The following is a 24,671-nucleotide window of genomic DNA, read 5'->3' as shown; positions in this document are numbered from 1 at the left end:
CCGCAGTCCGGCCGTCGGGATGTTTCTCACGCCATAAAATGCATGCGCATGCAATCATATTGACGCGCCGCTCATTCTTATATATGCATGTGCAAGCAACTTATGAGGCGGTGATGAACCAGATAACCATCTATTCGGATTATGTCTGTCCCTATTGTCTGCTGGCGGAGCAGGTGCTCTCGCAGGCCATTGAGGGGCGGAATATCCGCTTGTCGTGGCGGGCTTTTGAGCTGCGGCCGGAGCCTGTGCCGACCCTGAGGCCGGAAGATCCATATCTGCCAACGGTTTGGCGGCAGTCTGTTTACCCCTTGGCGGAGCGGTTGAATGTGCCCATTCGTCTGCCCGCCATTTCTCCGCAGCCGCGCACTGCCAAAGCCTTTCAGCTGCTCGCGCTCGCTCAGGAGAAAGGGCTGGACCACGCTTACTCCATGCGGGTTTTGCGGGGCTTTTTTCAGGATGGTCTGGATATTGGCAATGACGAGGTTCTGATCGTCCTTGCCGGCGAGGCGGGTCTTGATCGCGCCGAAGCCCGGTCTGCTCTGGAAAGTGGCGCCTACATCGAACCTCACCGGGAGGCGCTGCGCCATGCCCGTGAGGAAATGGCGATCACGTCTGTGCCCACCATCGTCGTTGGCGAGCAGGTATTTCGCGGCATGCCGCCCCTGCGGGAGCTGGAAGCGGCGCTGGACCAACTCGATCACACCACCCAACCCCATGTCGGAGAATGATGATGCACTGGCTCTACCTTGGAATTGCTGTGATTTTTGAGATCGCGGTGGCGATCTCGGCGGGTAACGCAAAAGGCTTCACCCAGCCATGGTGGACTGCGGCCACATTGGTCAGCGGCGCCATTGCCACCTTCTTTCTCAGTCTTGCCCTGCTCACCTTCGATGTTGGCGTGGGCTACGCCCTCTGGACCTCGGTTGCAGGCGTCGGGATCGTCATTCTGGGTGCGCTCTTCTTTGGCCAGAAGCTGGAATGGAAGAAGGCGCTGGGAATTGTTCTGGTCATTGGCGGGGTTGTGGGGCTGCGGCTCAGCGGCGGGGCGTGATGAATGGGGCAAGCCTCATTCTATTTGCAAAACATCGTAGAACGGAAAGGAAATCGACATGCCACATGTGGAACAGACCGCGCCCCCCAAGGGCCGGGCATGGCTCATGCTGCTGCTCGCCAGCGTTTTCGAGATTGGTTACGCCCTCAGTGTGGGCGGCAGTCAGGCTTTTACTGTCTTGAGCTGGTCTCTGGCAGCAATCGTCTTCTTCCTGCTGACCCTTTACTTTCTGAGTGTCGCCTTGAAATCCATTGATGTGGGGATTGGTTATGCCGTGTGGGCGGGTATTGGTGCGGTGGGGGCTGCTGTCTTCGGAAGCCTGCTGCTTCATCAACCTCTCACCTTGAGCCAGGCTGCCTGGCTGGCGCTCATCATTGCCGGTGTTGTCTGGCTGAAGCTCGCCGACAGCCCGATGTTTCAGGCCGGTGAAACCGGCGCGACGTGATCGGCCACAGAGAGGACTTGCCATGACAACCGATCCCAGCTCCAGCTTCGCGCCCTTCATGAAAGAGGCCGTTTCTTACGCTCTGTCGCATGTTCATGATGGCGGGATTCCATTTTCCGCTTTCATCATCTCGCCGGATGGACGGCTGCTTGGGCGCGGGGTCAATCGCGTCCGGGAGCATCATGATCCGACCGCTCATGCCGAGATTGAGGCCATACGGGATGCCTGCCGCACCCATGCCGTGCCCTATCTTCACGGCACCACGCTGCTGGCTTCGGGCGAGCCCTGTGCGATGTGTTATATGAGCGCGCTCTATGCGGGTGTATCGCGGGTGCTTTTCGCGGTTGATCGCGACGAGGCTGCATCTCACGGCTTCGATTATCGCGGGGGCTACGCCCTGTTCTCGGCTGATCCGGCCGGGTGGACATCTCCTGCGGTGAGCAAACTGGCTGTGCCTGATGGTTTGGCTCCGTTTCAGGTTTTCGATGCGGGAGGGCGTATGCGCTAGGCGGCCTGTTGGACACTTGATCCAGTCATTGCATGGACATACATATGAGAAACACTGGCCTGATGGGAGCCCGCAGAAATGATGTCCGGAAAAAGCGATGCATGGCTCAAGCTCGTCCAGGCCGTCAGCAATATTGAGGCGGATATCGGGAAAGCGATGCAGGACAGGCATGGCCTGGGGCTTTCGGAGTATCGGGCGCTTCAGGTGCTTTCCCGTTCGCCGAGTTCCGAATTGCGCATGCAGGAACTAGCGGTGCAATTGCAGTTGAACCAAAGCTCCATCTCAAGGCTGGTGGAGCGTTTGGAGCGTGCGGAACTCACGGTTCGTGACCTTTGCCCGGATGACAAGCGTGGTGTTTACACGGTCTTGACGGATCGGGGGCGGGCACGTCTGCAAGAGGCGGAAGCTGATTATGGCAGGGCGCTGGATATGGCGCTCAGAAAATATGGGTGTGAGGATTTACTGTCTGCAACACTGAATACGCCTCAATAGGGGGCTTCTTGCGCGGGGAGCGCCTTCTTGCCTTGCCTCGCAAGCCCCTATCTGAAAAGGCCGGCGAAGCGCTGGCCTTTTCAATGTGTATTGCTGAATGGCAAACAGGGCCATTCGCGTGTCAATGCTGAAGGATCTTCTCCAGAAAGTCCTTAGTGCGGGGCTGGCGGGCTTCCGGGTTGCTGAAGAAGTCCTCGCTGGAGCAATCCTCCAGAATCTTGCCGCCCACATCCATGAAGATGACGCGGTTGCTGACCTTGCGCGCAAACCCCATTTCGTGGGTAACGACCATCATGGTCATGCCCTCTCTGGCCAGCCCCATCATCACGTCCAGCACCTCGCCCACCATTTCCGGGTCAAGGGCTGAGGTGGGTTCATCGAACAGCATCACGATGGGGTCCATGGACAGGGCGCGGGCAATGGCCACACGTTGCTGCTGGCCGCCGGAGAGTTGCCCGGGAAACTTGTCCTTGTGCGCGGAAAGGCCGACGCGATCCAGCATGGCAAGCCCCCGCTTTTTAGCCTCTTCCTTGCTGCGTTTGAGAACCTTCACTTGCGCAATCGTCAGATTTTCGGTGACGGACAGATGCGGAAACAGCTCGAAGTGCTGGAACACCATGCCCACCCGGCTGCGCAGCTTGGGCAGATTGGTGGCCTTGTCATGCACCGCAGTGCCATCCACATAGATTTCGCCCTGCTGAATAGGCTCAAGGGCGTTGATGGTCTTGATCAGGGTGGATTTGCCCGAGCCGGATGGCCCGCACACCACCACCACCTCACCTTTCTCGATCTGGGTCGAGCAATCGGTCAGGACCTGATAGTCCCCGTACCATTTGGAGACATGCTTCATTTCGATCATGGCGCTCTTCCCATCAGCGGACAATGGCTGTCTTCCTTTGCAGGTGCTTGACCAGATAGGACAGGACAAAGCAGATGAAGAAATAGACGAAGGCCGCCATCAGATAAGCTTCCACCGGGCGGCCATAAATCTTTCCGGCGATATCCAGACCCTTGAACAGGTCATAGGCGCCGATGGCATAGACCAGTGACGTATCCTGAAAGAGGACAATCGTCTGCGTGAGAAGCACGGGCAGCATGTTGCGCAAGGCCTGTGGCAGAATGACGAGGCGCATATTCTGCGCATAGGTCATGCCCAGAGCCTGCCCGGCAAAAACCTGCCCGCGCGGAATGGCCTGAATGCCGGCCCGCATGATCTCGGAGAAGAAGGCCCCTTCAAAGGCGATGAAGGTGATATAGGCCGAAAACTCCGCGCCAATCGACTGGCCGATAATCATGGGGATCAGCAGGAAGAACCACAGGATCACCATCACCAGCGGGATGGAGCGCATCATATTGACATAGAAGGTGGCTGGCGTGGCCAGCCAGCGCCGGCCGGAAAGCCGCATGAGCGCCAGCGTGGTGCCAAGGATGATGCCACCCAGCGTTGCGACCACTGTCAGCTGGACGCTGAAAAAGAAGCCCCGCACCACATAGGTGGAGAACATGTCCCAGTTATAGAAGCTCAGATCGAGATTCATGTTCAGTGTCCTCCCCCGCCGGTGCTGACGATGAAGCCCGGCACCTGGCTGCGCGCCTCGATGAAGGCCAGCACGCGGTTGATGGCGAAGGCCGTCACCGCATAGAGGATTGTCACAAGCAGATAGAGTTCAATGCCACGGGAGGTTTCCTCCTGCGCCTGCATCGCGAACATTGTCAGATCACCGATAGAGACCGCAAAGGCGACTGCCGAGTTCTTGACGAGATTCATGGATTCCGATGTTAGCGGCGGAAGCACCACACGCAGTGCCATCGGCAAAATGACATAGCGATAGCTCTGGGTGGTTGTGAAACCCATAGCCTTGGCGGCATAGGTCTGCCCTTGCGGCAGAGACTGGATGCCCGCGCGCACCTGCTCGGCAATACGCGAGGAGGTGAACAGGCCAAGCGCCGCAACCATCAGATAGAAGGTTGGCGTGGTCTTGAGGGCCGGAATGAATTCCGGGATCACCATGTACCAGAGAAAGACCTGTACAAGCAGGGGAATGTTTCGGAAAACCTCAATCCACACCACGGCCAGCGGCGCCCAGAACCGGCTGTTGGGCAGGGTGCGCAGGGTGCCGACCACGATGCCGAGGCTGATGGAGACGAACAGGGAGCACAGAGCGATGGAAACCGTCCAGCCCCAGGCCCGGATCATCCAGTCGAAATAGGTTTCACCTGCTCCTGTGTCCTGAAACAGGAATTGCCAGTCCAATACCATGGGGCCCTCATATATATTGAAATAACCCGCCGCCACAGGAAGTAGCCCGAATGGAAAAGGGGCGGCGGGTCATGTCGAGGGATCAGTTCTTGTAGTCTTCAGCTGGCTTGTCGTTGGGGTTGGCCCAGGCATCCTTGGTGGATTGGGGCAAAGGCAGGCCGATTGTCACGCCCGTGGGCGGAATGGGCTGCATGAACCATTTGTCGTAGATCTTTTCCATCTGGCCGGATTCGAACATCGTCTTCAGGCTGTTATCAACCATCTTCTTGAAGGCGGGGTCCTTCGGCATCATGATAGCGATAGGTTCCACGCTGAGCACTTCACCCACAATGGCGAAATTCTGCGGATTGCGGGATTTGGCGATATTGGCGGCGAGGATGGAGCCATCCATGATGAAGGCGTCCGCACGTCCGCTCTCCAGCAGCAGAAAGCTGTCGGCGTGGTCCTTGCCATAGACTTCGCGGAAATTCACGCCCTCGGCATGGCGGTGCTTGCGCAGGGTTTGCACGGATGTGGTGCCAGTGGTGGTGGCGACGGTTTTGCCCTTCAGATCGGTGATCGAATTGATGCCGGAATCCTTTTTCACCGCAATGCGCACTTCCTCAACAAAGGTTGTGTTCGCAAAGGCCACATCCCGCGCGCGCGCCATGTTGTTGGTGGTGGAGCCGCATTCCAGATCAACCGTCCCATTGGTGACAAGTGCCACGCGGTTCTGAGAGGTGACGGGCTGATACTTGACCTGTAGATCCGGCAGGTTCAGTTCTTTTTTGATGTCGTCGATCACATGCGCGCAGACTTCATAATGGAAGCCGGCATATTTGCCATTGCCCAGTGTGTAGGACAGCCCGGACGATTCCCGCACCCCTTCCACAATGGTGCCGCTGGATTTGATTTTGCCGATCACATCAACGTCTTGCGCAAAGGCGCTGCTGGTCATCATCAAAGCGCCAACTGCGATAAGCAGATGCTTTTTCATGGGTTCTCCTCGGGATCCGTGTCGACCTCATGCTTCAGGATGGCACTATCGCGCAGGATGAGACAAGCCTTGCAATAAAATATACTTGTTTCTCCCGGTTCTTATCTGCCTTCAATTCATGCAGTGCAGCACAAAATTTAGCTGCATCTCTGTGAGCACTGTGTGCGATGCAAAATCATCTGGGCTGAGCTGGCAGGGGCGGGGGTGCTGTGTAAGGTTATGGCCGGGGCATTCTGAGGCTTTGATATGTCTGTGTTTCAGGTGGGCTGGAGGGCAAACTTGGGGTATTTTTTGTGCGGTACGTGAAATTTCGCGCTGCATATATCCGTGTCCGGGCCTGTGCACAGCGTGTCGGCGGGCGGATGGGGTGATGGCGCATAAATGGGCAGGCATCACATCTGAAAGGCTGTGTATGGTTATTATGCAGCGACTTATATGGATGATCTGCTTTTTGAGTATTTTGGCGTATATTCTATATTATAATTATGTTTATTATCATGTCATAACTCTGCATTCTGGAGTGCCTTTGGCCGTTTTGCCGCGATTGCATCTTATATAAAGTAATTTGTGTGTCGTCGTATTATCTAGTCCTTCTGAACGCTTCTGTGCTTGGTCGAGAGGTGTTGATATTCGTCGTGAATTCGCTGTTTTTTCGGGCAGGTGTAGATGTGTTGTACGCTATTTCATCTCTACCGGTATCGGGAGGCGAAAGCGTAATGATGGCCGAGTATGAGGCAGATCAGATGCTTCCATCATGCCTGGTTCAGGAGAAGGGGGCGTATCCCGCGCCGGGTATGCGACATTGTTCGTCGCCTCTTTAATTCATGGTGCAAGTTCTTGTCTTGGAAGGGGAAAATGGGCATTGTGCACCGGTCTCGCCAAACAGGACATCCCATGTCGAATATTCCTGACGATATTTATACCGAACCGGAAGACTTCTCCCCCGATACACTAGCCAGCCTGGGCCCGCTGCGCGGTCTTGCCGGGATGTGGCAGTCTGATCGTGGGGTGGATGTGAACCCCAAGGCGGATGGGCCGGAAACGCGCGAATATCGCGAAATTATCCGGATGGAGCCGATTGATCCGCAGACCAATGGCCCGCAGCTTCTGTATGGTTTGCGCTATCACATCCATATCACCGCGCCGGGTGAGGATGGCACTTTCCACGATCAGGTGGGCTACTGGCTTTATGAGCCGGCCACGGGCCTCATCATGCAGACCATCGCGATCCCGCGGGGGCAGGTGGTGCTGGCGGGCGGTTCCGCCAAGCCGGGCGACAAGACCCTTGCGGTGGAAGCTCGCCGGGGCGATCCGCGTTTTGGCATCAGCTCCTCGCCTTTCCTGGATGAAGCCTTTCGGACCGACTATTACCGCATTGATATTACCTTCAATGAGGATGGTAGCTGGACCTATCTGACGCGGACGGATCTGGCCATTCGCGGCAAGGAGCCGGTCTTCAACCATCACGATACCAACACCATGCGCCGTATCGCCCGTCCGCGCCCCAACCCGATGCTGGGTGAGGAGAGCGAGGGTGACGCCGAAGCCGAAGGCTGAGGGCTGACCGACCGCTGCGCGGCAGGTGCGCGCAGCGGTCGTCGAGGCGGGCATGTCGTCATCCCATACGGCGCATTGACGCCTTTTATACTCGCAAGTAGCATGCTGACGATCAGGTTGTCGTGCGGGCCGGCCTGTGTCATGCAGGCAGAGCGAAGCGGGGGCAGAGCGGGATGGGCGGAACGCAGGATGTGGACGAATCCCCCTGGCCTTCAGCCGCCCAGCGCCGGCAGGCGCGCGAATACAAGCGCGAAGCGGTGCTGAAGACAGCCGTGCGGCTTTTCAATGAGAAGGGCTTTCATGCCACTTCTCTGGATGATGTGGCTCGCCGGCTGAGCGTGACCAAGCCAACCATATATCACTATTTCAAGAGCAAGGACGAGGTGCTCTTTGAATGCTGTCGCATGGGCCTTGAGCAGATTGAGGCGGCGGTTGCGGAAGAGATGCGGGCCAGCGGTAATGGTCGCGAGCGGTTGCGCGTGCTGATGGAAAAATATGCCGAGATCATGACGCAGGATTTCGGCATGAGCCTGATCCGTACCTCGGATGCAGACCTCTCCGAAGAGAGCCGGCGGGAATTGCGCCGGCTGAAAGCCCATGTGGACCAGACCTTGCGCGCCACCATCGCCGAAGGCGTGGCGGATGAGTCTCTGGCCCCTTGCGATGTGCGCCTCGCCGCCTTCACCATTGCCGGCGCGTTGAACTGGATCGCCCTCTGGTACGATCCGCAAGGTGCTCAGTCCGCCGAAGAGATTGCCCGCGCCACGGCAGAATTTCTGCTGAAGGGCCTGATGCCGCGTGATTGAAGGCGGGCGCGGAAGCGTTCGCCTGAAAACAGAGGCCGGCGCAAAAGACCGGCCCTTTCGGGAGGAAGAACACAACCATGGCCCTGCCATCCCTGTTTCGGAACCTGGCCTTGCCGGCCATTGCCTCACCCATGTTTCTGGCCTCCGGGCCAGATCTGGTGGTGGAAGTCTGCCGCAGCGGGCTTGTGGGCACGTTTCCCGCGCTTAATCAGCGCTCCAGTGCAGGCTATGAGGCCTGGCTGGAGGAGGTGCGTGCTGGCCTTGCGGAAGCCGAGGGGCCGCAGGGGCGTGCGCCCGCACCGTTCGGGGTCAATCTTATCGTGCACAAGTCCAACCCCCGGCTGGCGGCGGATCTGGAACTGACGGTGAAGCACAAGGTGCCGCTGGTCATCACATCGCTCGGTGCGGTGCGGGATGTGGTGGAGGCTGTGCATTCCTATGGTGGCCTTGTGTTTCATGATGTGGTGAATGTGCGCCATGCCGAAAAGGCCGCGCAGGCCGGGGCCGATGGGTTGATTGCGGTGTGTGCGGGCGCGGGGGGGCATGCCGGCACGCTGAGCCCCTTTGCGCTGGTGCCGGAAATTGCCTGTTGGTTCGAGGGGGCGATCGTTCTGGCCGGGGCCATGAGCCATGGCCGCCATATCGCCGCCGCACGCATGCTGGGGGCGGATATGGCCTATCTCGGCACGCGCTTTCTGGCCACGCGCGAATGCCTGGTGCAGGAAGACTACAAACACATGCTGGTGGAGGCGAGTGCGGCGGATATCGTCTACACGCCGAAAATCAGCGGCGTGCCAGCCAATTTTCTCCGGCCTTCCATCGCTGCCGCCGGTATTGATCTGGATGCGGACAGCCATGCCGGAGCGCTGGATATGAGCAATGAGGCGCGCGCCTGGAAAACCGTCTGGTCGGCCGGGCAGGGCGTGGGCGCCATTCGGGATATTCTCCCCGCACGTGAATTGTGCGCCCGTCTGGTGGAAGAATACAGCACCGCCATGCACGCCTGTGCGACGGACTCTTTCGCAAGTTGAAACTGCCACGCAAACGAGCTGGAGAAGCAGCATGACAAGGCCGCAGGATGCCGAGCCTCTTCTCGTCTCCATCGCTGATGGCGTCGCAGAATTGCAGTTCAACCGGCCCAATGTTCTCAACGCCATGAATCAGGAGGCTGCCCGCCGCTTTCGTGTGGTGGTGGAGCAGGTGACGCAGAACCCGGAAGTGCGCGTCATCGTGCTATCCGGCGCGGGGCGGGCCTTCATTGCCGGTGGTGATCTGAGCTGTTTTCGGGAGAGTGACGACCCGGCTGTGGTGGCGGAGCTGATTGATACGCTGCATGCGCCCCTGCTGCGCCTGTCGCAGGATGCCCGCCCGGTGCTGGCCAGCCTGAAAGGGCCGGTGGCTGGCGGTGGAATGGGTGTGGCGCTGGCGGCGGATCTGGCCATTGCGGCCGATGACGTGAAATTCTCAACCGCCTATCTGGCCATCGCCGCCAGTCCGGATTGCAGCACCTCATGGAATCTGGTGCAGATTCTGGGTGTGCGAAAGGCCATGGAGCTGGCCCTGTTGGGAGAGGTTGTGGGTGGCGAGGAGGCGTTGCGCCTCGGCCTCATCAACCGGCTGGTGCCGCGTGAGGCTCTGGAAGAGGAAACCCGAAAGATGGCTCGCCAACTGGCCAGCCGCTCATTGCCGGCGCTGGCGCGCACCAAGGCGCTGTTGAGGGCCGCAGCCACCCGCCCTCTGCCGGAGCAGATGGAGGCCGAAAAGCGGGCTTTTCTGGAAGGGGCGGCCACGGCGGATTTTCACGAAGCCGTTGATGCTTTCCTCTCCAGACGCACTCCGCATTTGCAACATCGCTGAAACCGGCGCTTGCGTTGCAAAAGGTTCCCGCGCATGAAAAACCCTCCCCGCGCAAACGGGGAGGGTTCGGATTCATGAAACTTCAGCCTGAAGGCCAGAAGATCAGGGCAGGCCGATTTCGAATTTGGCCGCGGTCTTTTCCTTCACCTCATCAAGGGTGACGCCGGGGGCCAGTTCCTTCAGCACCAGCGTGCCGCCGCGCTTGGTGAATTCAAACACGGCCAGATCGGTGATGACGAAATCGGTCACATGGGTGCCGGTCAGGGGCAGGGTGCAGCGCTCCACCAGCTTGGGCGCGCCGGATTTCTCCACATGCTCCATCAGCACGATGACTTCCTTGGCACCGGCCACGAGGTCCATCGCGCCACCCATGCCCTTCACCATCTTGCCGGGCACCATCCAGTTGGCGAGGTCGCCGGTCTCGGAGACCTGCATGGCCCCAAGGATGGACAGGTCCATATGGCCGCCACGGATCATGGCGAAGGAATCGGCGCTGGAGAAATAGGCGGTTTCCGCCACTTCCGTCACGGTCTGCTTGCCGGCATTGATGAGGTCGGCATCTTCCTCGCCCGCATAGGGGAAGGGGCCGATGCCGAGCATGCCATTCTCGCTCTGGAAGGTCACATCCATGCCTTCAGGCAGGGCATTGGCCACGAGAGTGGGAATGCCGATGCCGAGATTGACATAGAAGCCGTCACGGATCTGCTGGGCGGCGCGGGCCGCCATCTGGTCGCGGTTCCAGGCCATCACTTCATCTCCTCAGGGCGCGGGCGGGTCGTGACTTTCTCAATCCGCTTCTCGGCATTCTTGCTGACGATGATGCGGTCCACATAGATGCCGGGCGTGTGGATGAAATCCGGGTCCAGCGAGCCGGTTTCCACCACTTCTTCCACTTCGGCGACGGTGAGCTTGCCGGCGGTCGCCATCATCGGGTTGAAGTTGCGCGCGGTCTTGCGGAAAATGAGGTTGCCCGCCTTGTCAGCCTTCCATGCCTTGATGATGGAGAGGTCGGCATGCAGCGCTGTTTCCAGCACATATTGGTGGCCGTTGAACTCGGCGGTGGGCTTGCCCTCGGCCACGATGGTGCCGTAGCCGGTGCGGGTGTAGAAGGCCGGAATGCCGGCGCCGCCGGCGCGGATACGCTCGGCCATCGTGCCCTGCGGGTTGAATTCCAGCTCCAGCTCGCCGCTCAGATACAGCTTCTCGAACAGCTTGTTTTCGCCCACATAGGACGAGATCATCTTCTTGATCTGCCCGTTGGCGAGAAGAATGCCGAGGCCGAAATCGTCAATACCGCAATTGTTGGAAATGACGGTGAGTTGTTTCGGCCCGATATCCCGGATTGCAGCAATGAGATTTTCCGGGATGCCGCACAGGCCGAACCCTCCGGCCATGATGGTCATGCCGTCGGTCAGGGTGCCCTCAAGGGCACTTTTCGCGTCGGCGAAAACCTTGTTACGCATAGGTTTCACTTCCTCTGTGGAGCCGGTTCCATCCCCCGATTGTTCAGCAGCCCCGCCGGCGAAGGCTGCTGGGCGCCGTCTTTTCATTATGATGCTGGGCGGGGCTGTGTGGCGGGGTGCGGGGTGGGGCTTTCGTTCCACTCCACGGCCTCATATGGCCACATGGCCTTGCGCCTCCCTCACCATAGGGAATAGCGGCAACCTTTATGTTTCGTAGTCCTCCCGAGCGGGGATGCCAAGGGGTAATGGGGTAAAAGAAGGGGAGGGGTAAACAGGCGGCGTGCAGCCAGGGCAGGGTGTGCACCTTATTGCGGGTCGACATTGCAGATGCGAGCGGGCATAGGCGGAAATATGGTTTCACGCCCTTCTACCAATCCGGCCATATCCGCGCAGGATTCCGCCTTGCGGACACGCAGCACCATCGTATCTGCGGCCACGCTGGGCTCTCGCCTGCTGGGCTTTGTTCGCGATGCCGCAACGGCGGCGGTGCTGGGGGCCGGGCCGGTGGCGGATGCGCTGACGGCGGCGCTGTCTCTTCCTCTGGTGGCGCGGCGGCTGCTGGCTGAAGGGGCCTTCAATCTCGCCTTTCTGCCGGCTCTCACACAGGAAGGGGCAGAGCCGGCCCGTCTGGCGCGGGCCACTCTGCTGGTTCTGGCGGGGGCACTTGCGCTGGCGGCGCTGCTCGGGGCGTTTTTCATGCCGCAACTGATTGGCGTGCTCGCTCCCGGTTTCCGGGCGGATGGGCCGCGGGCGGATATCGCCATCTGGTGCGGGCGCATTGCGCTTTTGTATCTGCCTCTGGCGGGGATCTCCGCAATCTATGGCGGTATTGCCAATGGCGCGCGCCGGGTGCTGTTGCCGGCTCTTGCGCCCATGGCTGCGAATGTGACCGTTCTGGCGGTGATCGGCGTTCTGCTGTGGCGTGGTCTGATGGAGAGCGATACGGCGGCGCTGGCCATTGCTGCGGCAACGGTGGCGGCGGGCGTCAGCCAGCTTGCGCTGATGCTGTGGGCGGCCCGTGGCTGTGACGCTGCGCCGGGTTTCGGAGGGCTTTTCAGAAGAGACAAGGTGGAGGCGGCTGCGCCATCCTTCGCCATGCTGCGCAAGGCGGCCGGCATTCTGCGCACATCTCTTCCCGCCTTGCTGTTCGCAGGGCTCAGCCAGTTTCGCCTGATGATTGTGGCCGCACTCGTTTCCGGCACGGATGGCGCTGTGGCGGCCCTGAATTACGCCCAGCGCCTGATGGATCTGCCGCTGGGGCTTGTGGGGGCGAGCGCCGGGGCGGTGTTGCTGCCGGCGCTGTTGCAGCAGGAGCGCGCACGGGGGGAGGGGCCAGCCGCATCCGCTGTTCTGGCGGCGCTGGCTTTTGCCCTGCCGGCGGCGACCGGGCTGGCCGTGCTGGCGCAGCCCATCGTCGCCACCCTGTTCCAGCGTGGTAGCTTCACGGCGCAGGATACGCAGGTGACGGCCCTTTTCCTGGCCGTTCTGGCGCTCTCCCTACCGTTGCAGGGGCTGGAGCGGGTGCTGAGCGTTACCGCAGCCGCCGCGGGCCTGATGCGCAGGGCGGAAAAACTGGCGCTGCTCTCTCTTCTGCTGTGTCTTCTGGCCGGGCTGGGCATGCAGATGGCCGGGCGCATGGCGCAGGTACCGGCCATTTTGGTGCCGCCGGAGATTGTGGCCGGAGCGGTGGTGGGCTCGGCCCTGTTTTCCAGTATCGGGCTTTTGGTGCTGTTATGGCGCGCTGGTCATCTGCGGCTGAACGGGCGCGCCTTGTTGTGGCTGGTTGGTCTTGTTGTGGCCTGCCTGCTGATGGCCCTTGCCGTGATGGCGCTGGAGAGGCTCACGCTGGCCATGGCTGCTCCCGGCCTTGCCGGCGCACCCCGACTGGCCCTCCTGATTGGAGGTGGTATGGCCGTCTATGGGCTTTCGCTTTTGATGCTGCGCGGGGTCTTGCGCTTTCCGCGATAGGGTCTTGCGGTGCTCCTGAACCGTGCCCGTGCGGGGTTTTCCTACGGGTTTCAGCGCCGGCTTTCATGCCTGCGCGGCGGCTGCGGCCTTGCATCCCATCTTTCACGGTGGCATGACGCAGCCGACCCTTCAGTTTGCGCCGGCTCTGCCAGCCGGTGGATGCGAGAGCCATCTGGCCGACATGCGGCGGGTGGATGGGCTTGAGGCAAGGTTTCGATGGAAGGCGGCGCGGTTGCGGGCCTTCATGGATTGCAAAATGCGGGCGGGTCGCATGGCCCGCCGGCACAGGCCGGGCCGGTTGCGGCCCTTCAGGAGGTCGCCATGGCGGCGGTCGCGGAACGCATTTTCTCCGGCGTGCAGCCTACGGGCAATCTGCACCTCGGCAATTATCTCGGTGCCATCAAGCGCTTCGTGGATTTGCAGAAAGGTCGCGAGTGCATTTATTGCGTGGTGGATCTGCACGCCATCACCATCTGGCAGGAGCCGGAAGACCTCAAGCGCCATATCCGCGAGGTCACGGCGGCGTTCATCGCCTGCGGTATCGACCCCAAGGCCAATATCGTGTTCAACCAGAGTCAGGTTTCCGGCCATGCCGAACTGGCTTGGGTGCTGAACTGCGTGGCCCGCATGGGCTGGCTCAACCGTATGACCCAGTTCAAGGAAAAGGCCGGCAAGGACCGCGAGAATGCCTCTGTGGGCCTGTTCGCCTATCCTACGCTGATGGCGGCGGATATTCTGCTCTATCGCGCCACCCATGTGCCGGTGGGCGAGGACCAGAAGCAGCATCTGGAGTTGACGCGCGACATCGCGCAGAAGTTCAACAATGATTATGCTCGCACCATTGCGGCCAATGGCCATGAGGATGGCTATTTCCCCATGACGGAGCCGCTGATCGCCGGCCCCGCCACGCGGGTGATGAGCCTGCGTGATGGCTCCAAGAAGATGTCCAAGTCGGATGCTTCCGATAATTCCCGCATCAATCTGGCGGATGATGCCGACGCCATTGCCACCAAGGTGCGCAAGGCCAAGACGGACCCCGAGCCGCTGCCCTCCGAGCTGGAAGGTCTGAAGGGGCGGCCCGAGGCAGATAATCTGGTGGGGATTTTCGCGGCTCTCTCCGATGGGGCGAAGGAAGATGTGCTGCGTGATTTCGGCGGGGCACAATTCTCCGCTTTCAAGGCGGCGCTGGTGGAGCTGGCGGTTGAGAAGCTGGGCCCCATTGGTGGCGAGATGAAGCGCTTGATGGACGATCCGGCTTCCATCGACGCCATCCTCTCCGATGGCGCGGACCGGGCGCGGGTGATCGCGGATCAGACCATTCGTGATGTGAAGGATATTATCGGTCTCGTGCGCGGCTGAGGCAGCACGGGCCTTCATGACAGGAAAAGCCGCCGGGCGATGTCCGGCGGCTTTTTTAATGCGGGATGGGAGGAGGAGAGAGAAGCTCGGCCCCCGGAACGAAAACGGCCGGCCCCCGAAAGGGCCGGCCGCAAAATGTGCAGAGGCGTTCAGCCTGAAGACGCGATCTCAGTGACCGAAGGCCTTCACGATGTCCTCGGTCACCTTCTTGGCGTCGCCAAAGAGCATCATTGTGTTGTCCTTGAAGAACAGCTCGTTCTCCACGCCGGCATAACCGGCCGACATGCCGCGCTTGATGAAGAGCACGGTCTTCGCCTTCTCCACATCGAGGATCGGCATGCCGAAGATGGGAGACTGCGGGTCGGTCTTGGCCGCCGGGTTGGTCACGTCATTGGCGCCGATGACGAAGGCGACATCCGCCTGAGCGAACTCGGAGTTGATGTCCTCCAGCTCGAACACTTCATCATAAGGCACCTGCGCTTCGGCCAGCAGCACATTCATGTGCCCGGGCATACGGCCGGCGACGGGGTGGATGGCGTATTTCACCTCCACGCCCTCTTCCTTCAGGAAGTCGGACATTTCGCGCAGGGCATGCTGGGCCTGGGCCACCGCCATGCCATAGCCCGGCACGATGATGACCTTGCCGGAATTGCGCATGATATAGGCCGCATCATCTGCCGAACCCTGCTTCACCGGGCGGGCTTCAGCGCTGCCACCCGGACCGGCTGCCGCGGCATCGCCGCCGAAGCCGCCGAGGATGACGGAGATGAAGGAGCGGTTCATACCCTTGCACATGATGTAGGACAGGATCGCACCCGAGGAGCCCACCAGCGCGCCGGTGATGATGAGCGCGGTGTTGCCCAGCGTGAAGCCGATGCCAGCCGCCGCCCAGCCGGAGTAGGAGTTCAGCATCGACACCACGACAGGCATGTCCGCGCCGCCAATGGGGATGATGAGCAGCCCGCCCAGGACCAGCGACAGGATGGTGATGATCCAGAACAGCGCGATGGAACCCGTCATCACGAAGGCGATGATGAGCACGATCAGCAGCAGGGCGAGTCCCGCATTGATCCAGTGGCGCATGGGCAGCATGATCGGCTTGCCGCTCATGTTTCCATTGAGCTTGGCGAAGGCGATGATGGAGCCGGTGAAGGTGATGGCGCCGATGGCCACACCCAGGGACATTTCAACCAGGCTGGCCGGATGCAGGTGGCCCGGATCACCAATACCGAAAGCGCGCGGCGCATAGAGGGCGGCCGCCGCCACCAGCACCGCCGCAAGACCCACCAGAGAGTGGAAGGCTGCAACAAGCTGGGGCATGGCCGTCATGGCGATGCGCTTGGCCACCACGGCACCGATGCCGCCGCCAATGGCGATGCCGGCAATCACCAGCACCCAGCCGATGGCGTCGGATGGGGGTTGCAGGGCCAGCGTGGTGAGAATGGCGATGGCCATACCCACCATGCCGAACAGGTTGCCCTGTCGTGAGGTGGTGGGGTGGGACAGGCCCCGCAGGGCCAGAATGAACAGAATGCCCGAAACGAGATAGAGCAGGGCTGCGAGATTGGCGTTCATGTCCCGCGCCTCACTTCTTCTTCGAGTACATGGCGAGCATGCGGCTGGTCACAAGGAACCCGCCGAAAATGTTCACCGATGCAAGGATGAGGGCGAGAAAGCCGAAAATGCGGGCCCACCAGGCATGGCCGGTGTCCACAATGGTCGGCACGCCGACGGCGAGCAGCGCGCCCACCACGATCACGGAGGAGATGGCGTTGGTCACGCTCATCAGCGGCGTATGCAGGGCGGGCGTCACCGACCACACCACATAGTAACCCACGAACACCGCCAGCACGAAAATCGCGAGACGGAAGACGAAGGGGTCGATCGCGCCGCCGGTGGCGGCATGGGCCGCCGCACCAAGGGCGGAAGCCGCCTGATCGGCATAGGCCTGCGCGGCATCAGCGGCCTGGCGGGCCACCTCGGCCGCCACACGCGCCTGTTCTGCGGCATGTTGCGCCGCGGGATTGGCAGAAGCAGGGGTCATTGAGCAGCTCCCTCAGTCTTCGGAGCGAAATTCGGGTGCACGACAGCGCCGTCACGGGTGAGGAGTGTGGCCTTCACCAGCTCGTCGTCCCATTTGACGGCGAGGGCCTTGGCGTCCTTGTCCACCATGGTTTCGAAGAAGTTGTAGAGATTCTTCGCATAGAGCGGCGAGGCAGAGGCGGCGAGGCGGCCGGGCACATTGAGATGGCCGACAATCTTCACGCCGTTGATATCCACCACTTCACCAGGCAATGCGCCTTCCACATTGCCGCCACGCTCCACCGCGAGATCCACGATGATGGAGCCGGGACGCATGGAGGCCACCATCTCCGCCGTCACCAGGCGCGGCGCGGGCCGGCCGGGAATGAGGGCGGTGGTGATGACGATGTCCTGCTTCTTGATGTGGTCGGCCACCAAAGCGGCCTGCTTGGCCTGATATTCGGCGGACATCGGCTTGGCATAGCCGGTGGCGCTTTCGGCCTGCTTGAACTCTTCATCTTCCACAGCGATGAACTTTGCGCCCAGAGAGGCGACCTGTTCCTTCGCGGCCGGGCGCACGTCCGTCGCGGTGACGATCGCGCCCAGTCTGCGGGCGGTGGCGATGGCCTGAAGGCCGGCAACGCCAGCGCCCATCACGAAGACACGTCCGGCGGGCACGGTGCCGGCGGCGGTCATCATCTGGGGCAAAGCGCGTCCGAACTCTGCGGAGGCGTCGATCACGGCGCGATAGCCGGCAAGATTGGCCTGCGAGGACAGAACGTCCATCACCTGCGCACGGGTGATGCGGGGCATCAGCTCCATGGCGAAGGCGCTGACGCCGACCTTGGCCATGGCTTCCAGCGCGGCTTCATGGCCATGCGGGTCCATGATGGCCAGAACCAGCATGCCGGGCGCATACAACGAAAGTTCGGCTTCCGTTGGACGGCGAACTTTGAGTACCACGTCCGCGCCCGAGAGCGCTTCGCTCGCCGAAGCGGCGATGGTGGCGCCCACAGCGCTGTAATCGGAATCAAGGATGCCGGATTGAACACCTGCGCCAGTCTCTACGGCAATATCGGCGCCAAGGCCGATCAGGCGCTTTACGGTATCCGGAGTTGCGCCGACTCGCGGTTCGCCGAGGTCCGTCTCGGCGGGGACAGCGATTTTCATCTGGGTTGTCTCCAGTGCTCCAGAACCCTTCTGGCGGAGGCTCCTCAGGCAAAGCTGCGGAGCGCCCGGCCCTGAGGGTCAGAGGAGGCAGAACGATTCGTTGTCGGAAAGGGCGGCTCCGGTGCTGCTGCATCCGCGAACGGAAGATACGGCCAGCCGGTGTGTGAAGACCTTGCGGGCCGCGGCAAAACGGCGCGTGCGTTTTCGTGCCAGAGAGGCGCAAACCCGCCCGGCACAGCCTTGTTCAATGATCGCAGTTGCGTTCATTTTCTCCCCCATACGTCATGCCCTCCCTTTTGGGCATAGCTGACCACCCGAAATCTGGCAACAGCAGAGCGGTGCTTTGAGTTTGCACCGCACCCTGTATCATGGGTTGCAATCTATTTGTTCTTGTTTTGTTCGTTTTAGGGTGATAGGCAGGATGGATGATTGCTCATCCTCACTCCGGTCTTTCCCATCCGCCCCCCGGCGGGCCTGCCAGCCCGGCCATGCCCGGTGGCATACCGGAAGAACAGGGGGCTGGGTGTGCGCAAACGCCTTGTGGGGTGGCGGTTTCGCCGGAGCGTCGGCGTGGGCGGGGGGCGGTTTCCAATGTCGCTGGCCGATTTGAGCCCACGACCCATGAGGCTTTTGACGATGGTTGGCAGAGCCTTGAGGATCTGCCGCCCTTCCGAACCGAGGTGGGGGAGGAGCGGGCACGATCCATCATCACCCGCAATACATCCCCGGATGTGGGGTTTGATCGCTCCATCAACCCCTATCGCGGCTGTGAACATGGCTGCATCTATTGTTACGCCCGGCCAAGCCATGCCTGGCAGGGGCTTTCCGCCGGGCTGGATTTCGAGACCCGTCTGTTCATCAAGCCGGATGCGCCGGAGCTGTTGCGGCGGGAGCTTTCCAGCCCGCGCTACAAGCCGAAGGTGATCGCCCTTGGTTCCAACACTGATTGTTACCAGCCGATTGAACGCCAGTATGAGTTGACGCGCCGTATTCTGGAGGTGCTGGCGGAATTCGGGCATCCGGTGGGTCTTGTCACCAAATCCGGCCTGGTGGAGCGTGATATTGATATTCTCGCCCCCATGGCGGAAAAGGGGTTGGTGAAGGTGGCCATCTCCATGACCACGCTGGACCCGAAACTCTCGCGGCTGATGGAGCCGCGCGCCGCCAGTCCGCAGCGTCGGCTTGCGGCCATGCGTCGGCTTTCAGCGGCGGGTATTCGCGTGGTGGTGCTGACGGCACCTTTGATCCCGGCCCTCAACGATATGGAAATCGAGCGCATTCTGGAGGCTGCCAAAGAGGCTGGCGCGCGCGAGGCCGGTTATGTCACGCTGCGCCTGCCGCTGGAGGTGGCGGATCTGTTTCGCGAATGGCTGGTGGCGCATTTTCCAGACAAGGCCCGCCATGTGCTCTCGCTGGTGCGGCAGATGCAGGGCGGGCGCGATTATGACCCCACCTTCGGCAAGCGCATGCGCGGGGAAGGCCCTTATGCCTGGACCATCGGCCGGAGATTCGAGATCGCCGCCCGGCGGCTGGGCTTGCAGGGGCGAGGGTTGAAATTGACCACTGAGCTTTTCCATCGCCCATCTGGCCAGCCGGGGGAACAGTTGTCCCTGTTTGATTGAGAACCTGCCTCAAGCATTCAGAGATCCGGCAAGGTGGGGGGTACCTCCCGGCCCAGTGTGGCGAACTGTTCCAGCAACCATCCCGCGCCGGGGCCGGGTGGGGTATCGCGCCGCCAGATGCCGAAGAAGCGATAGGTGCCGGCAGGCTGATCCGGCATATGCAGGCGGCGCAATGTGCCAGCCACCAGATCCGGCTGCACAAGAGGCAGGGGCATGTTGCCCCAACCGATGCCCTGCCGCAGCAGGGCGTGTTTCGCGCCCAGATCTGCCAGCCGCCATGTGCGCGGGCTGAGCACGGCGAAATCGCGCCCCTCGGTAAAGCGGGAGCGGTCCGTCAGCACCAGTTGCACATGGTCGCGCGCGGCGCCCGGCGCAATAGGGTCCATCCGTGCCAGAGGATGATCCGGTGCGGCCACCGGAGCCATGATGACAGAACCGGCAGCCACTCGTTCAAGCTCATCCACCCCACCCGCCAGCGGGCCCGAAATGCCGATAGCGGCTTGTCCATCCAGCACCATGGCGTTGACTGCGCCCAGCGCCTCCACATGCAGGCGCAACGCCACCGTGGGGCAGGCGCGGGCAAAGCCGCGCAGCACCCGGCCCAGAGTTTCGGCGGGAAGCATCACATCTACGGCGAGGTCCACCTCTGCCTCCATGCCATCCAGCAAACCCTTCACGCGGGCGCGCAGCCCATCCATGCCCTGTGTGATGGCGCGCGCCTCCGCCAGCACCGCGCGGCCAGCCGGGGTGAGGCGCGGCTTGCGGGTGCCTTCACGCTCGAACAGGGTGAGGCCAAGCTGCATCTCCAGATTGGCGATGGCATAGCTGACGGCCGATACAGCCCTGTGCATCTGCCGGGCCGCTCCGGCAAAGCTGCCTGCCTCCACTACGGCCAGAAAGGTGCGCAATTGCTCGAAGGTGGGCGTGCCTGGGGTGGACATAACTTTTCTATTTTCCTGAATAATACAGGTAAAATTATCCATCTATCATTAAAAGCAGGCAAGCCCCATCTTCACGCCAGACAGGACGCACCGGTTCAGGCGCGTCGCACAAGATCAGGAGACGGGTGATGATCGAACTGCGCCCTTTCAGCCGTATCGGCAGCGCACACCATGGCTGGCTGGATGCCAGGCATCATTTCAGCTTCGCCAGTTATTTCGATCCCAACCGCATGCACTGGGGCAATCTGCGGGTGTGGAATGATGACTGGATCGCCCCCCATACCGGCTTTCCACCCCACCCGCATCGCGACATGGAAATTATCACCTATGTGCGCGAGGGGGCGATCAGCCATGAGGATAGCCTGGGCAATCAGGGCCGCACGGCGGCGGGCGATGTGCAGGTCATGTCGGCCGGCACGGGCATTGTGCACGCCGAATACAACAAGGAAGACGTGCCCACGCGCCTGTTTCAGATCTGGATTTTGCCGACCAGGCAGGGCGATGAGCCCGGCTGGGGCACCAAGCCCTTCCCGAAGGGGGATCGCTCCGGCCGTTTCGTGGTGCTGGCCTCGGGCTATGATGATGCTGAAGCCCTGCCTATTCGCACCGAGGCGCGGGTGCTGGGTGCAACGCTGAAGGCTGGCGAGAGTGTAACCTATCCTTTGGGGGCGGCGCGCAAGGGGTATCTGGTCGCCGCCACAGGTGAGATCGAGGTGGATGGCGTAAAGGCCGCCGCCCGTGATGGCGTGGCTATTGCGGATCTGGAACAGTTCACTGTCAAGGCTTTGGCCGACAGCGAACTGGTGCTGGTGGATACGCTCTGAAACAGGCCGGGCACCGGTCTTGGTTGCCAGACAAAAAACGCCCGCACATGGCTGGAGCTGTGTGCGGGCAGAGCTGGTTGGGGCTGGTTCTGGGCCGATATGACTGACGAGCCCGTGTGGGGAGCGACTTTGAGGGGGCCACCAGTTTTCACCCGGACCCTTTCAACCCACGCTCCCGCGAGGGGAGCGACGGCTGGCCCCTTAAGCCTCTGGAGCATCTGAGGCAAGGGCCCTTCATGTGCGCATATCAAGTCCGGGCCGATGCGGCGCGGTGGGGCATATCGGTTGCCTCTCTCCAACATGCTGGAAGACAATAGAAAATCTCTGAAGGCATCAATTTGCGGAGGCGGGTCTGCTTGTGGTTCGCGATGGGGGCGGTTCACAGCGCACCGGGAATGCCACGGGCCAAAGTTCTGGCTTCGGCCTCGCAGTTCGGGGGTGGGCTGAGGTCGTGCTGACGCAGGGCATCCAGCTCGGCGCGGGAGAGGCGGAGATCTTCGCGGAAATCGGCTTCGGCATGAAGGCGGGCTACCGTGGCTGAAGCCATGACCCGGCCTTGCAGCACATCCGTTTGCCAGTGGGCATTGCAGATCATGCGGCTTTCGCCATAAGCGCGGCCACGCGCCAGCAGGGCGTCGGTCCTTTCCGGAGCCAGTTCCGTCAGGACCAGTGCCAGCGCCCAGCCCGTGGCGGCATGGCCGGAGGGATAGGAACCCTCCGCGCGAATATGCTCGTCACGCTCCGGCGTACAGGTGGTTTCATCAAGGGCCACGAACGGGCGGGCGAAGCGATATTTCTTCTTTGCGGCCTCAGTGGAGCGGGAGGCATCGCGCTGGGTGCGATAGAGCAACTGGTAGAGGCGGGGCGTGCGCGTGGCATCCACCCGCACGCCAAGGGCGCAGGCGAAGGCATCCATGGGTCCGCCATCTTGCAGATTGGCATCGCGCGCCGCCAGCGCCCAGCGGTCTGAACCACGCAGGGCCTGTGCGCGCTGGTGCATCTGTGCATTCTGGCGGGCGGCGGGAGAGCTTTCCACAGGCGGGGGCGGCAGAAGAAGGGCGCTGTTCGGCAGCTCCCCCTTCTTCAGGTAGCCTTCCGGCAGGCCGGATGCGCGCAGAGGCACATCGGCGCGTGGCTCGGCAGCCATGACGTCGGCAGCCATGGCGAAGGTGAGAAGTACAAAGGGCAGAAGGGCTGGCCGCCGATGTGGCAAGGCCGCGCGCAAGAACCGAAACGTCATGTTCCTATCTCCTTTTTGCCGGATGATACGCAGGGCCATTCCGGGCCATTCTGGTGGCAAGCCGGGGGGCTGCACAGTCTGCGGAGGCTGAAAAATCAGAAAATCCGGCGGGGTGATCCGGCTGGGGCCCTGTTCGGGAGGGACTGAATGTGATCGGGCATGGACGTTGCCTTGCTCTCCTTTTAGAAGGTTCCGCAGCAGGCGCAGCCATCTTTTCCATATGCCGGGTTCCGCAGGGCGGAGTCGGGCCGGAAAACAGGCTAAAAGGCAATGAGGCGGAGGCGCACCTTGGTGCATCAACATGATGAGGACGGGCCAGGAGCCAGATCGCTGCGGGTTCTGGGTTTCCTGATTCTGGGCGCATTGATGACATCCATCATCGTGGCGCTTCAGCGGGCTTCGGGGGCCTATGGCGCTGAATTCGCCGCCACCCGCGCCAGCGAGGCCGGCCATGTGGTGACGGGCTTCATGGTGGCTGATTATCTGGCCAGCGGCCTGCCTGCGCCTTTGGCCTTCATTGCCGATTATGCGCTGCATTTTCCGCGCGTCGTCATCGGCATCTGGCCGCCTCTTTATTATGTGCTGGAAGGGGCGTGGGTTTCGGTGCTGGGGCCGTCCACCCCGGCGGTTCTGTTGTTGCCGGCGGTGTTGTCGGCGCTGCTCATGGTCAGCGCAGGCTGGGCCACCGGGCGGGTGCTGGGCCCTCTGCCGGGCGCTGCGGCTTCTGTCGCGCTGCTGGCGATGCCCTCCATCCGCGAGGCGACGATCATTGTGGGGCTGGATCTGCCGCTGGCGCTGTTCGCCCTGTGGGCGGGGCTGGCCTGGGCCCGCTTCATGGCCAGCGATGGCGCGCGCGGGGCGGTGCCCTTCGCTCTTCTGGCCAGCGCGGCCATTCTTACCAAGGGCACGGGGGTCTTTCTGCTGGCCCTGCCACTGGTGAGCCTGCTGTTCTCCGGTCGCTTTGAACTGGTGCGCCGGCGGGGCTTCTGGCTGGCGTTGCTCATCATTCTGGTGCTGGCCGGGCCGTGGACCATCGGCACCTATCCCATGGTTTCAGCAGTTTTCCCATCGCATTTCGGCACCGCCTTCATGGCGCTGGCGAGCTATGCCTATGGCCATGCCCTGCTGGTGGCGCTGGGGGTGGTTCTGGTGGCCTTCGCCGGAATCGGCATCATTTTCGCTGTGCTTGATGGCTGGCGGCGCAAGCCGCGCGCCGAAATTATGGTGGCCATGGCGGCGCTCGCGGTTTCGGCCGGGGCGGTGCTGTGCATCTTGCCGCTGGGGATTGAGGATGGCGCCATTCTGCCGCTGATTGCTCCGGCTATGATGCTGGCGACTTATGGGTTGGTGCGTTTTGCAGGGCTGGTCATCTCCGGCTGGCCCACCATTGTGGGGCTGGGCACGGCGCTGGCCCTGCTGCTGCTGGCGCTGCCCGGCATATTGGAGCCCCTGCACAAGGCCGGAAACGCCATGGATGAGCTGGCAGAGGCCGTTCTGGCCCGTAGCGCCGGCGCGCCCACATCCGTGCTTGTGGTGGCCGATCCGCGTGGGGAGAACGCGCTGATAGCAGCCATGGCCCAGCAGGACAGGACGGTACAGAATTTCGCGCTGCCCGCCAGCAGCATGCTAGCAGTGCCGGGCCGGGGGCCGGCATCCGGGGCGCCGCTTTATCCTGATCCGCAGGATCTTCTGGCCGGGCTGGAGGCCATGGCCCCAGGCTATCTGGCCATAGATACCGCCCCGGAATCCCGACAGGGCACAATCCATGCGGAGGTGAGCGAGGTTCTTTCCCGCTTCCCCGATCATTTTGAACTGCTCACCACCTTCCCCCGCGGGGATGGACGTGGTGAAGCGCGGCTTTACCGGCTGACGCATCCGGCGAAATCCGCCCATCCGGCGCTGCCTTCGGGCTCGGAAGATGATGTGAAATGGCCGGATATGCCCTCTCTGGATGAGCTGGAAGGAGAGCCCGACAGCGCGGCGTCTCCGGCCGCAAGCGGAGTGGGGCATCATGCGGAAGGTGAGGCTGAAACGGGAACGCCCGCTGCCGCGCCGGTGAATGGTCGCCCTTCCGGGGAAAAAGCCTCTCCGGCTTCGGCGCGCTGAGGCC

25 protein-coding genes are annotated in these 24,671 nt (G+C 61.8%); 14 read left to right on the top strand and 11 right to left on the bottom strand.

Features of this window, described 5'->3' with window-relative positions; genetic code table 11:
• Positions 1-113: 113 nt before the first annotated feature.
• The 5 genes from ACT6QH_RS05180 to ACT6QH_RS05160 all read left to right on the top strand — a co-directional run bounded on the left by ACT6QH_RS05180 (position 114) and on the right by ACT6QH_RS05160 (position 2,496).
• Entirely contained in the window at positions 114-728 is a 615-nt protein-coding gene (locus ACT6QH_RS05180; protein WP_444973746.1) for a DsbA family oxidoreductase, read from the top strand.
• 2 nt (positions 729-730) lie between these two features.
• A complete protein-coding gene (locus ACT6QH_RS05175; protein ID WP_444973745.1) occupies positions 731-1,051 on the top strand; it encodes a DMT family transporter in 321 nt (106 codons plus the stop codon).
• A 58-nt stretch (positions 1,052-1,109) separates the two neighbouring features.
• Positions 1,110-1,496 (top strand): DMT family transporter, encoded by a 387-nt coding sequence (locus tag ACT6QH_RS05170; protein WP_444973744.1) that lies wholly within the window; start codon positions 1,110-1,112, stop codon positions 1,494-1,496.
• Positions 1,497-1,518: 22 nt separating this feature from the next.
• The gene (locus tag ACT6QH_RS05165) at positions 1,519-2,004 is read left to right on the top strand and encodes a nucleoside deaminase (protein ID WP_444973743.1); all 486 of its coding nucleotides are present in this window, start codon (positions 1,519-1,521) and stop codon (positions 2,002-2,004) included.
• A 78-nt stretch (positions 2,005-2,082) separates the two neighbouring features.
• Complete coding sequence (locus tag ACT6QH_RS05160) at positions 2,083-2,496, top strand: MarR family winged helix-turn-helix transcriptional regulator (RefSeq protein WP_444973742.1); 414 nt, start codon at positions 2,083-2,085, stop codon at positions 2,494-2,496.
• A 121-nt stretch (positions 2,497-2,617) separates the two neighbouring features.
• Here ACT6QH_RS05160 and ACT6QH_RS05155 read toward each other — a convergent pair whose 3' ends face one another.
• The 4 genes from ACT6QH_RS05155 to ACT6QH_RS05140 form a co-directional block, all read right to left on the bottom strand.
• Positions 2,618-3,355 (bottom strand): amino acid ABC transporter ATP-binding protein, encoded by a 738-nt coding sequence (locus tag ACT6QH_RS05155; protein ID WP_444973741.1) that lies wholly within the window; start codon positions 3,353-3,355, stop codon positions 2,618-2,620.
• A gap of 13 nt (positions 3,356-3,368) precedes the next feature.
• A complete protein-coding gene (locus tag ACT6QH_RS05150; protein WP_444973740.1) occupies positions 3,369-4,034 on the bottom strand; it encodes an amino acid ABC transporter permease in 666 nt (221 codons plus the stop codon).
• 2 nt (positions 4,035-4,036) lie between these two features.
• Entirely contained in the window at positions 4,037-4,750 is a 714-nt protein-coding gene (locus ACT6QH_RS05145) for an amino acid ABC transporter permease (protein ID WP_444973797.1), read from the bottom strand.
• Between the two features lie 88 nt (positions 4,751-4,838).
• Complete coding sequence (locus ACT6QH_RS05140; RefSeq protein WP_444973739.1) at positions 4,839-5,732, bottom strand: amino acid ABC transporter substrate-binding protein; 894 nt, start codon at positions 5,730-5,732, stop codon at positions 4,839-4,841.
• Between the two features lie 894 nt (positions 5,733-6,626).
• On the opposite strand from ACT6QH_RS05140, the gene ACT6QH_RS05135 reads away from it, so the two are divergent.
• From ACT6QH_RS05135 to ACT6QH_RS05120, 4 genes are all read left to right on the top strand, one after another.
• On the top strand, positions 6,627-7,289 hold the full coding sequence (locus tag ACT6QH_RS05135; RefSeq protein WP_444973738.1) for an FABP family protein: 663 nt from the start codon (positions 6,627-6,629) through the stop codon (positions 7,287-7,289).
• A 173-nt stretch (positions 7,290-7,462) separates the two neighbouring features.
• Positions 7,463-8,095 (top strand): TetR/AcrR family transcriptional regulator, encoded by a 633-nt coding sequence (locus ACT6QH_RS05130; protein WP_444973737.1) that lies wholly within the window; start codon positions 7,463-7,465, stop codon positions 8,093-8,095.
• Between the two features lie 77 nt (positions 8,096-8,172).
• Complete coding sequence (locus ACT6QH_RS05125) at positions 8,173-9,126, top strand: NAD(P)H-dependent flavin oxidoreductase (RefSeq protein WP_444973736.1); 954 nt, start codon at positions 8,173-8,175, stop codon at positions 9,124-9,126.
• Between the two features lie 31 nt (positions 9,127-9,157).
• Entirely contained in the window at positions 9,158-9,952 is a 795-nt protein-coding gene (locus tag ACT6QH_RS05120; protein ID WP_444973735.1) for an enoyl-CoA hydratase/isomerase family protein, read from the top strand.
• A 102-nt stretch (positions 9,953-10,054) separates the two neighbouring features.
• Here the strand turns inward: ACT6QH_RS05120 and ACT6QH_RS05115 are convergent, their stop codons facing one another.
• Together ACT6QH_RS05115 and ACT6QH_RS05110 are read right to left on the bottom strand one after the other, a co-directional pair.
• Positions 10,055-10,699, bottom strand: a complete 645-nt coding sequence (locus ACT6QH_RS05115) for a CoA transferase subunit B (RefSeq protein ID WP_444973734.1) — start codon at positions 10,697-10,699, stop codon at positions 10,055-10,057.
• Positions 10,699-11,415, bottom strand: a complete 717-nt coding sequence (locus ACT6QH_RS05110; protein ID WP_444973733.1) for a CoA transferase subunit A — start codon at positions 11,413-11,415, stop codon at positions 10,699-10,701. The genes ACT6QH_RS05115 and ACT6QH_RS05110 overlap by 1 nt, the downstream gene beginning before the upstream one ends.
• A gap of 351 nt (positions 11,416-11,766) precedes the next feature.
• Between ACT6QH_RS05110 and murJ the strand changes: the two genes are divergently transcribed.
• Entirely contained in the window at positions 11,767-13,383 is a 1,617-nt protein-coding gene (gene murJ, locus ACT6QH_RS05105) for a murein biosynthesis integral membrane protein MurJ (RefSeq protein WP_444973732.1), read from the top strand.
• A gap of 321 nt (positions 13,384-13,704) precedes the next feature.
• Positions 13,705-14,742: a tryptophan--tRNA ligase gene (trpS, locus tag ACT6QH_RS05100; protein WP_444973731.1), complete on the top strand. Its 1,038-nt coding sequence runs from the start codon at positions 13,705-13,707 to the stop codon at positions 14,740-14,742.
• Between the two features lie 168 nt (positions 14,743-14,910).
• On the opposite strand, the gene ACT6QH_RS05095 is transcribed toward trpS, so the two are convergent.
• The 3 genes from ACT6QH_RS05095 to ACT6QH_RS05085 are packed head-to-tail and all read right to left on the bottom strand — an operon-like array spanning position 14,911 to position 17,934.
• Complete coding sequence (locus ACT6QH_RS05095; RefSeq protein WP_444973730.1) at positions 14,911-16,317, bottom strand: NAD(P)(+) transhydrogenase (Re/Si-specific) subunit beta; 1,407 nt, start codon at positions 16,315-16,317, stop codon at positions 14,911-14,913.
• A 10-nt stretch (positions 16,318-16,327) separates the two neighbouring features.
• A complete protein-coding gene (locus ACT6QH_RS05090) occupies positions 16,328-16,786 on the bottom strand; it encodes a proton-translocating transhydrogenase family protein (RefSeq protein WP_444973729.1) in 459 nt (152 codons plus the stop codon).
• The gene (locus tag ACT6QH_RS05085) at positions 16,783-17,934 is read right to left on the bottom strand and encodes a Re/Si-specific NAD(P)(+) transhydrogenase subunit alpha (RefSeq protein WP_444973728.1); all 1,152 of its coding nucleotides are present in this window, start codon (positions 17,932-17,934) and stop codon (positions 16,783-16,785) included. The genes ACT6QH_RS05090 and ACT6QH_RS05085 overlap by 4 nt, the downstream gene beginning before the upstream one ends.
• A gap of 425 nt (positions 17,935-18,359) precedes the next feature.
• On the opposite strand from ACT6QH_RS05085, the gene ACT6QH_RS05080 reads away from it, so the two are divergent.
• Complete coding sequence (locus ACT6QH_RS05080; protein WP_444973727.1) at positions 18,360-19,556, top strand: PA0069 family radical SAM protein; 1,197 nt, start codon at positions 18,360-18,362, stop codon at positions 19,554-19,556.
• A gap of 17 nt (positions 19,557-19,573) precedes the next feature.
• Here ACT6QH_RS05080 and ACT6QH_RS05075 read toward each other — a convergent pair whose 3' ends face one another.
• Positions 19,574-20,497: a LysR family transcriptional regulator gene (locus ACT6QH_RS05075; RefSeq protein WP_444973726.1), complete on the bottom strand. Its 924-nt coding sequence runs from the start codon at positions 20,495-20,497 to the stop codon at positions 19,574-19,576.
• 128 nt (positions 20,498-20,625) lie between these two features.
• On the opposite strand from ACT6QH_RS05075, the gene ACT6QH_RS05070 reads away from it, so the two are divergent.
• Positions 20,626-21,321: a pirin family protein gene (locus ACT6QH_RS05070; RefSeq protein ID WP_444973725.1), complete on the top strand. Its 696-nt coding sequence runs from the start codon at positions 20,626-20,628 to the stop codon at positions 21,319-21,321.
• 379 nt (positions 21,322-21,700) lie between these two features.
• Here the strand turns inward: ACT6QH_RS05070 and ACT6QH_RS05065 are convergent, their stop codons facing one another.
• The gene (locus tag ACT6QH_RS05065; RefSeq protein ID WP_444973724.1) at positions 21,701-22,561 is read right to left on the bottom strand and encodes an acid phosphatase; all 861 of its coding nucleotides are present in this window, start codon (positions 22,559-22,561) and stop codon (positions 21,701-21,703) included.
• Positions 22,562-22,852: 291 nt separating this feature from the next.
• Between ACT6QH_RS05065 and ACT6QH_RS05060 the strand changes: the two genes are divergently transcribed.
• Positions 22,853-24,667: an ArnT family glycosyltransferase gene (locus ACT6QH_RS05060; RefSeq protein ID WP_444973796.1), complete on the top strand. Its 1,815-nt coding sequence runs from the start codon at positions 22,853-22,855 to the stop codon at positions 24,665-24,667.
• Positions 24,668-24,671 lie beyond the last annotated feature (4 nt).

The organism is Haloleucobacter albus (assembly GCF_052492075.1).
Note: the sequence above shows the minus strand (reverse complement) of the source record. Positions and strands in the feature narration are given on the sequence as shown.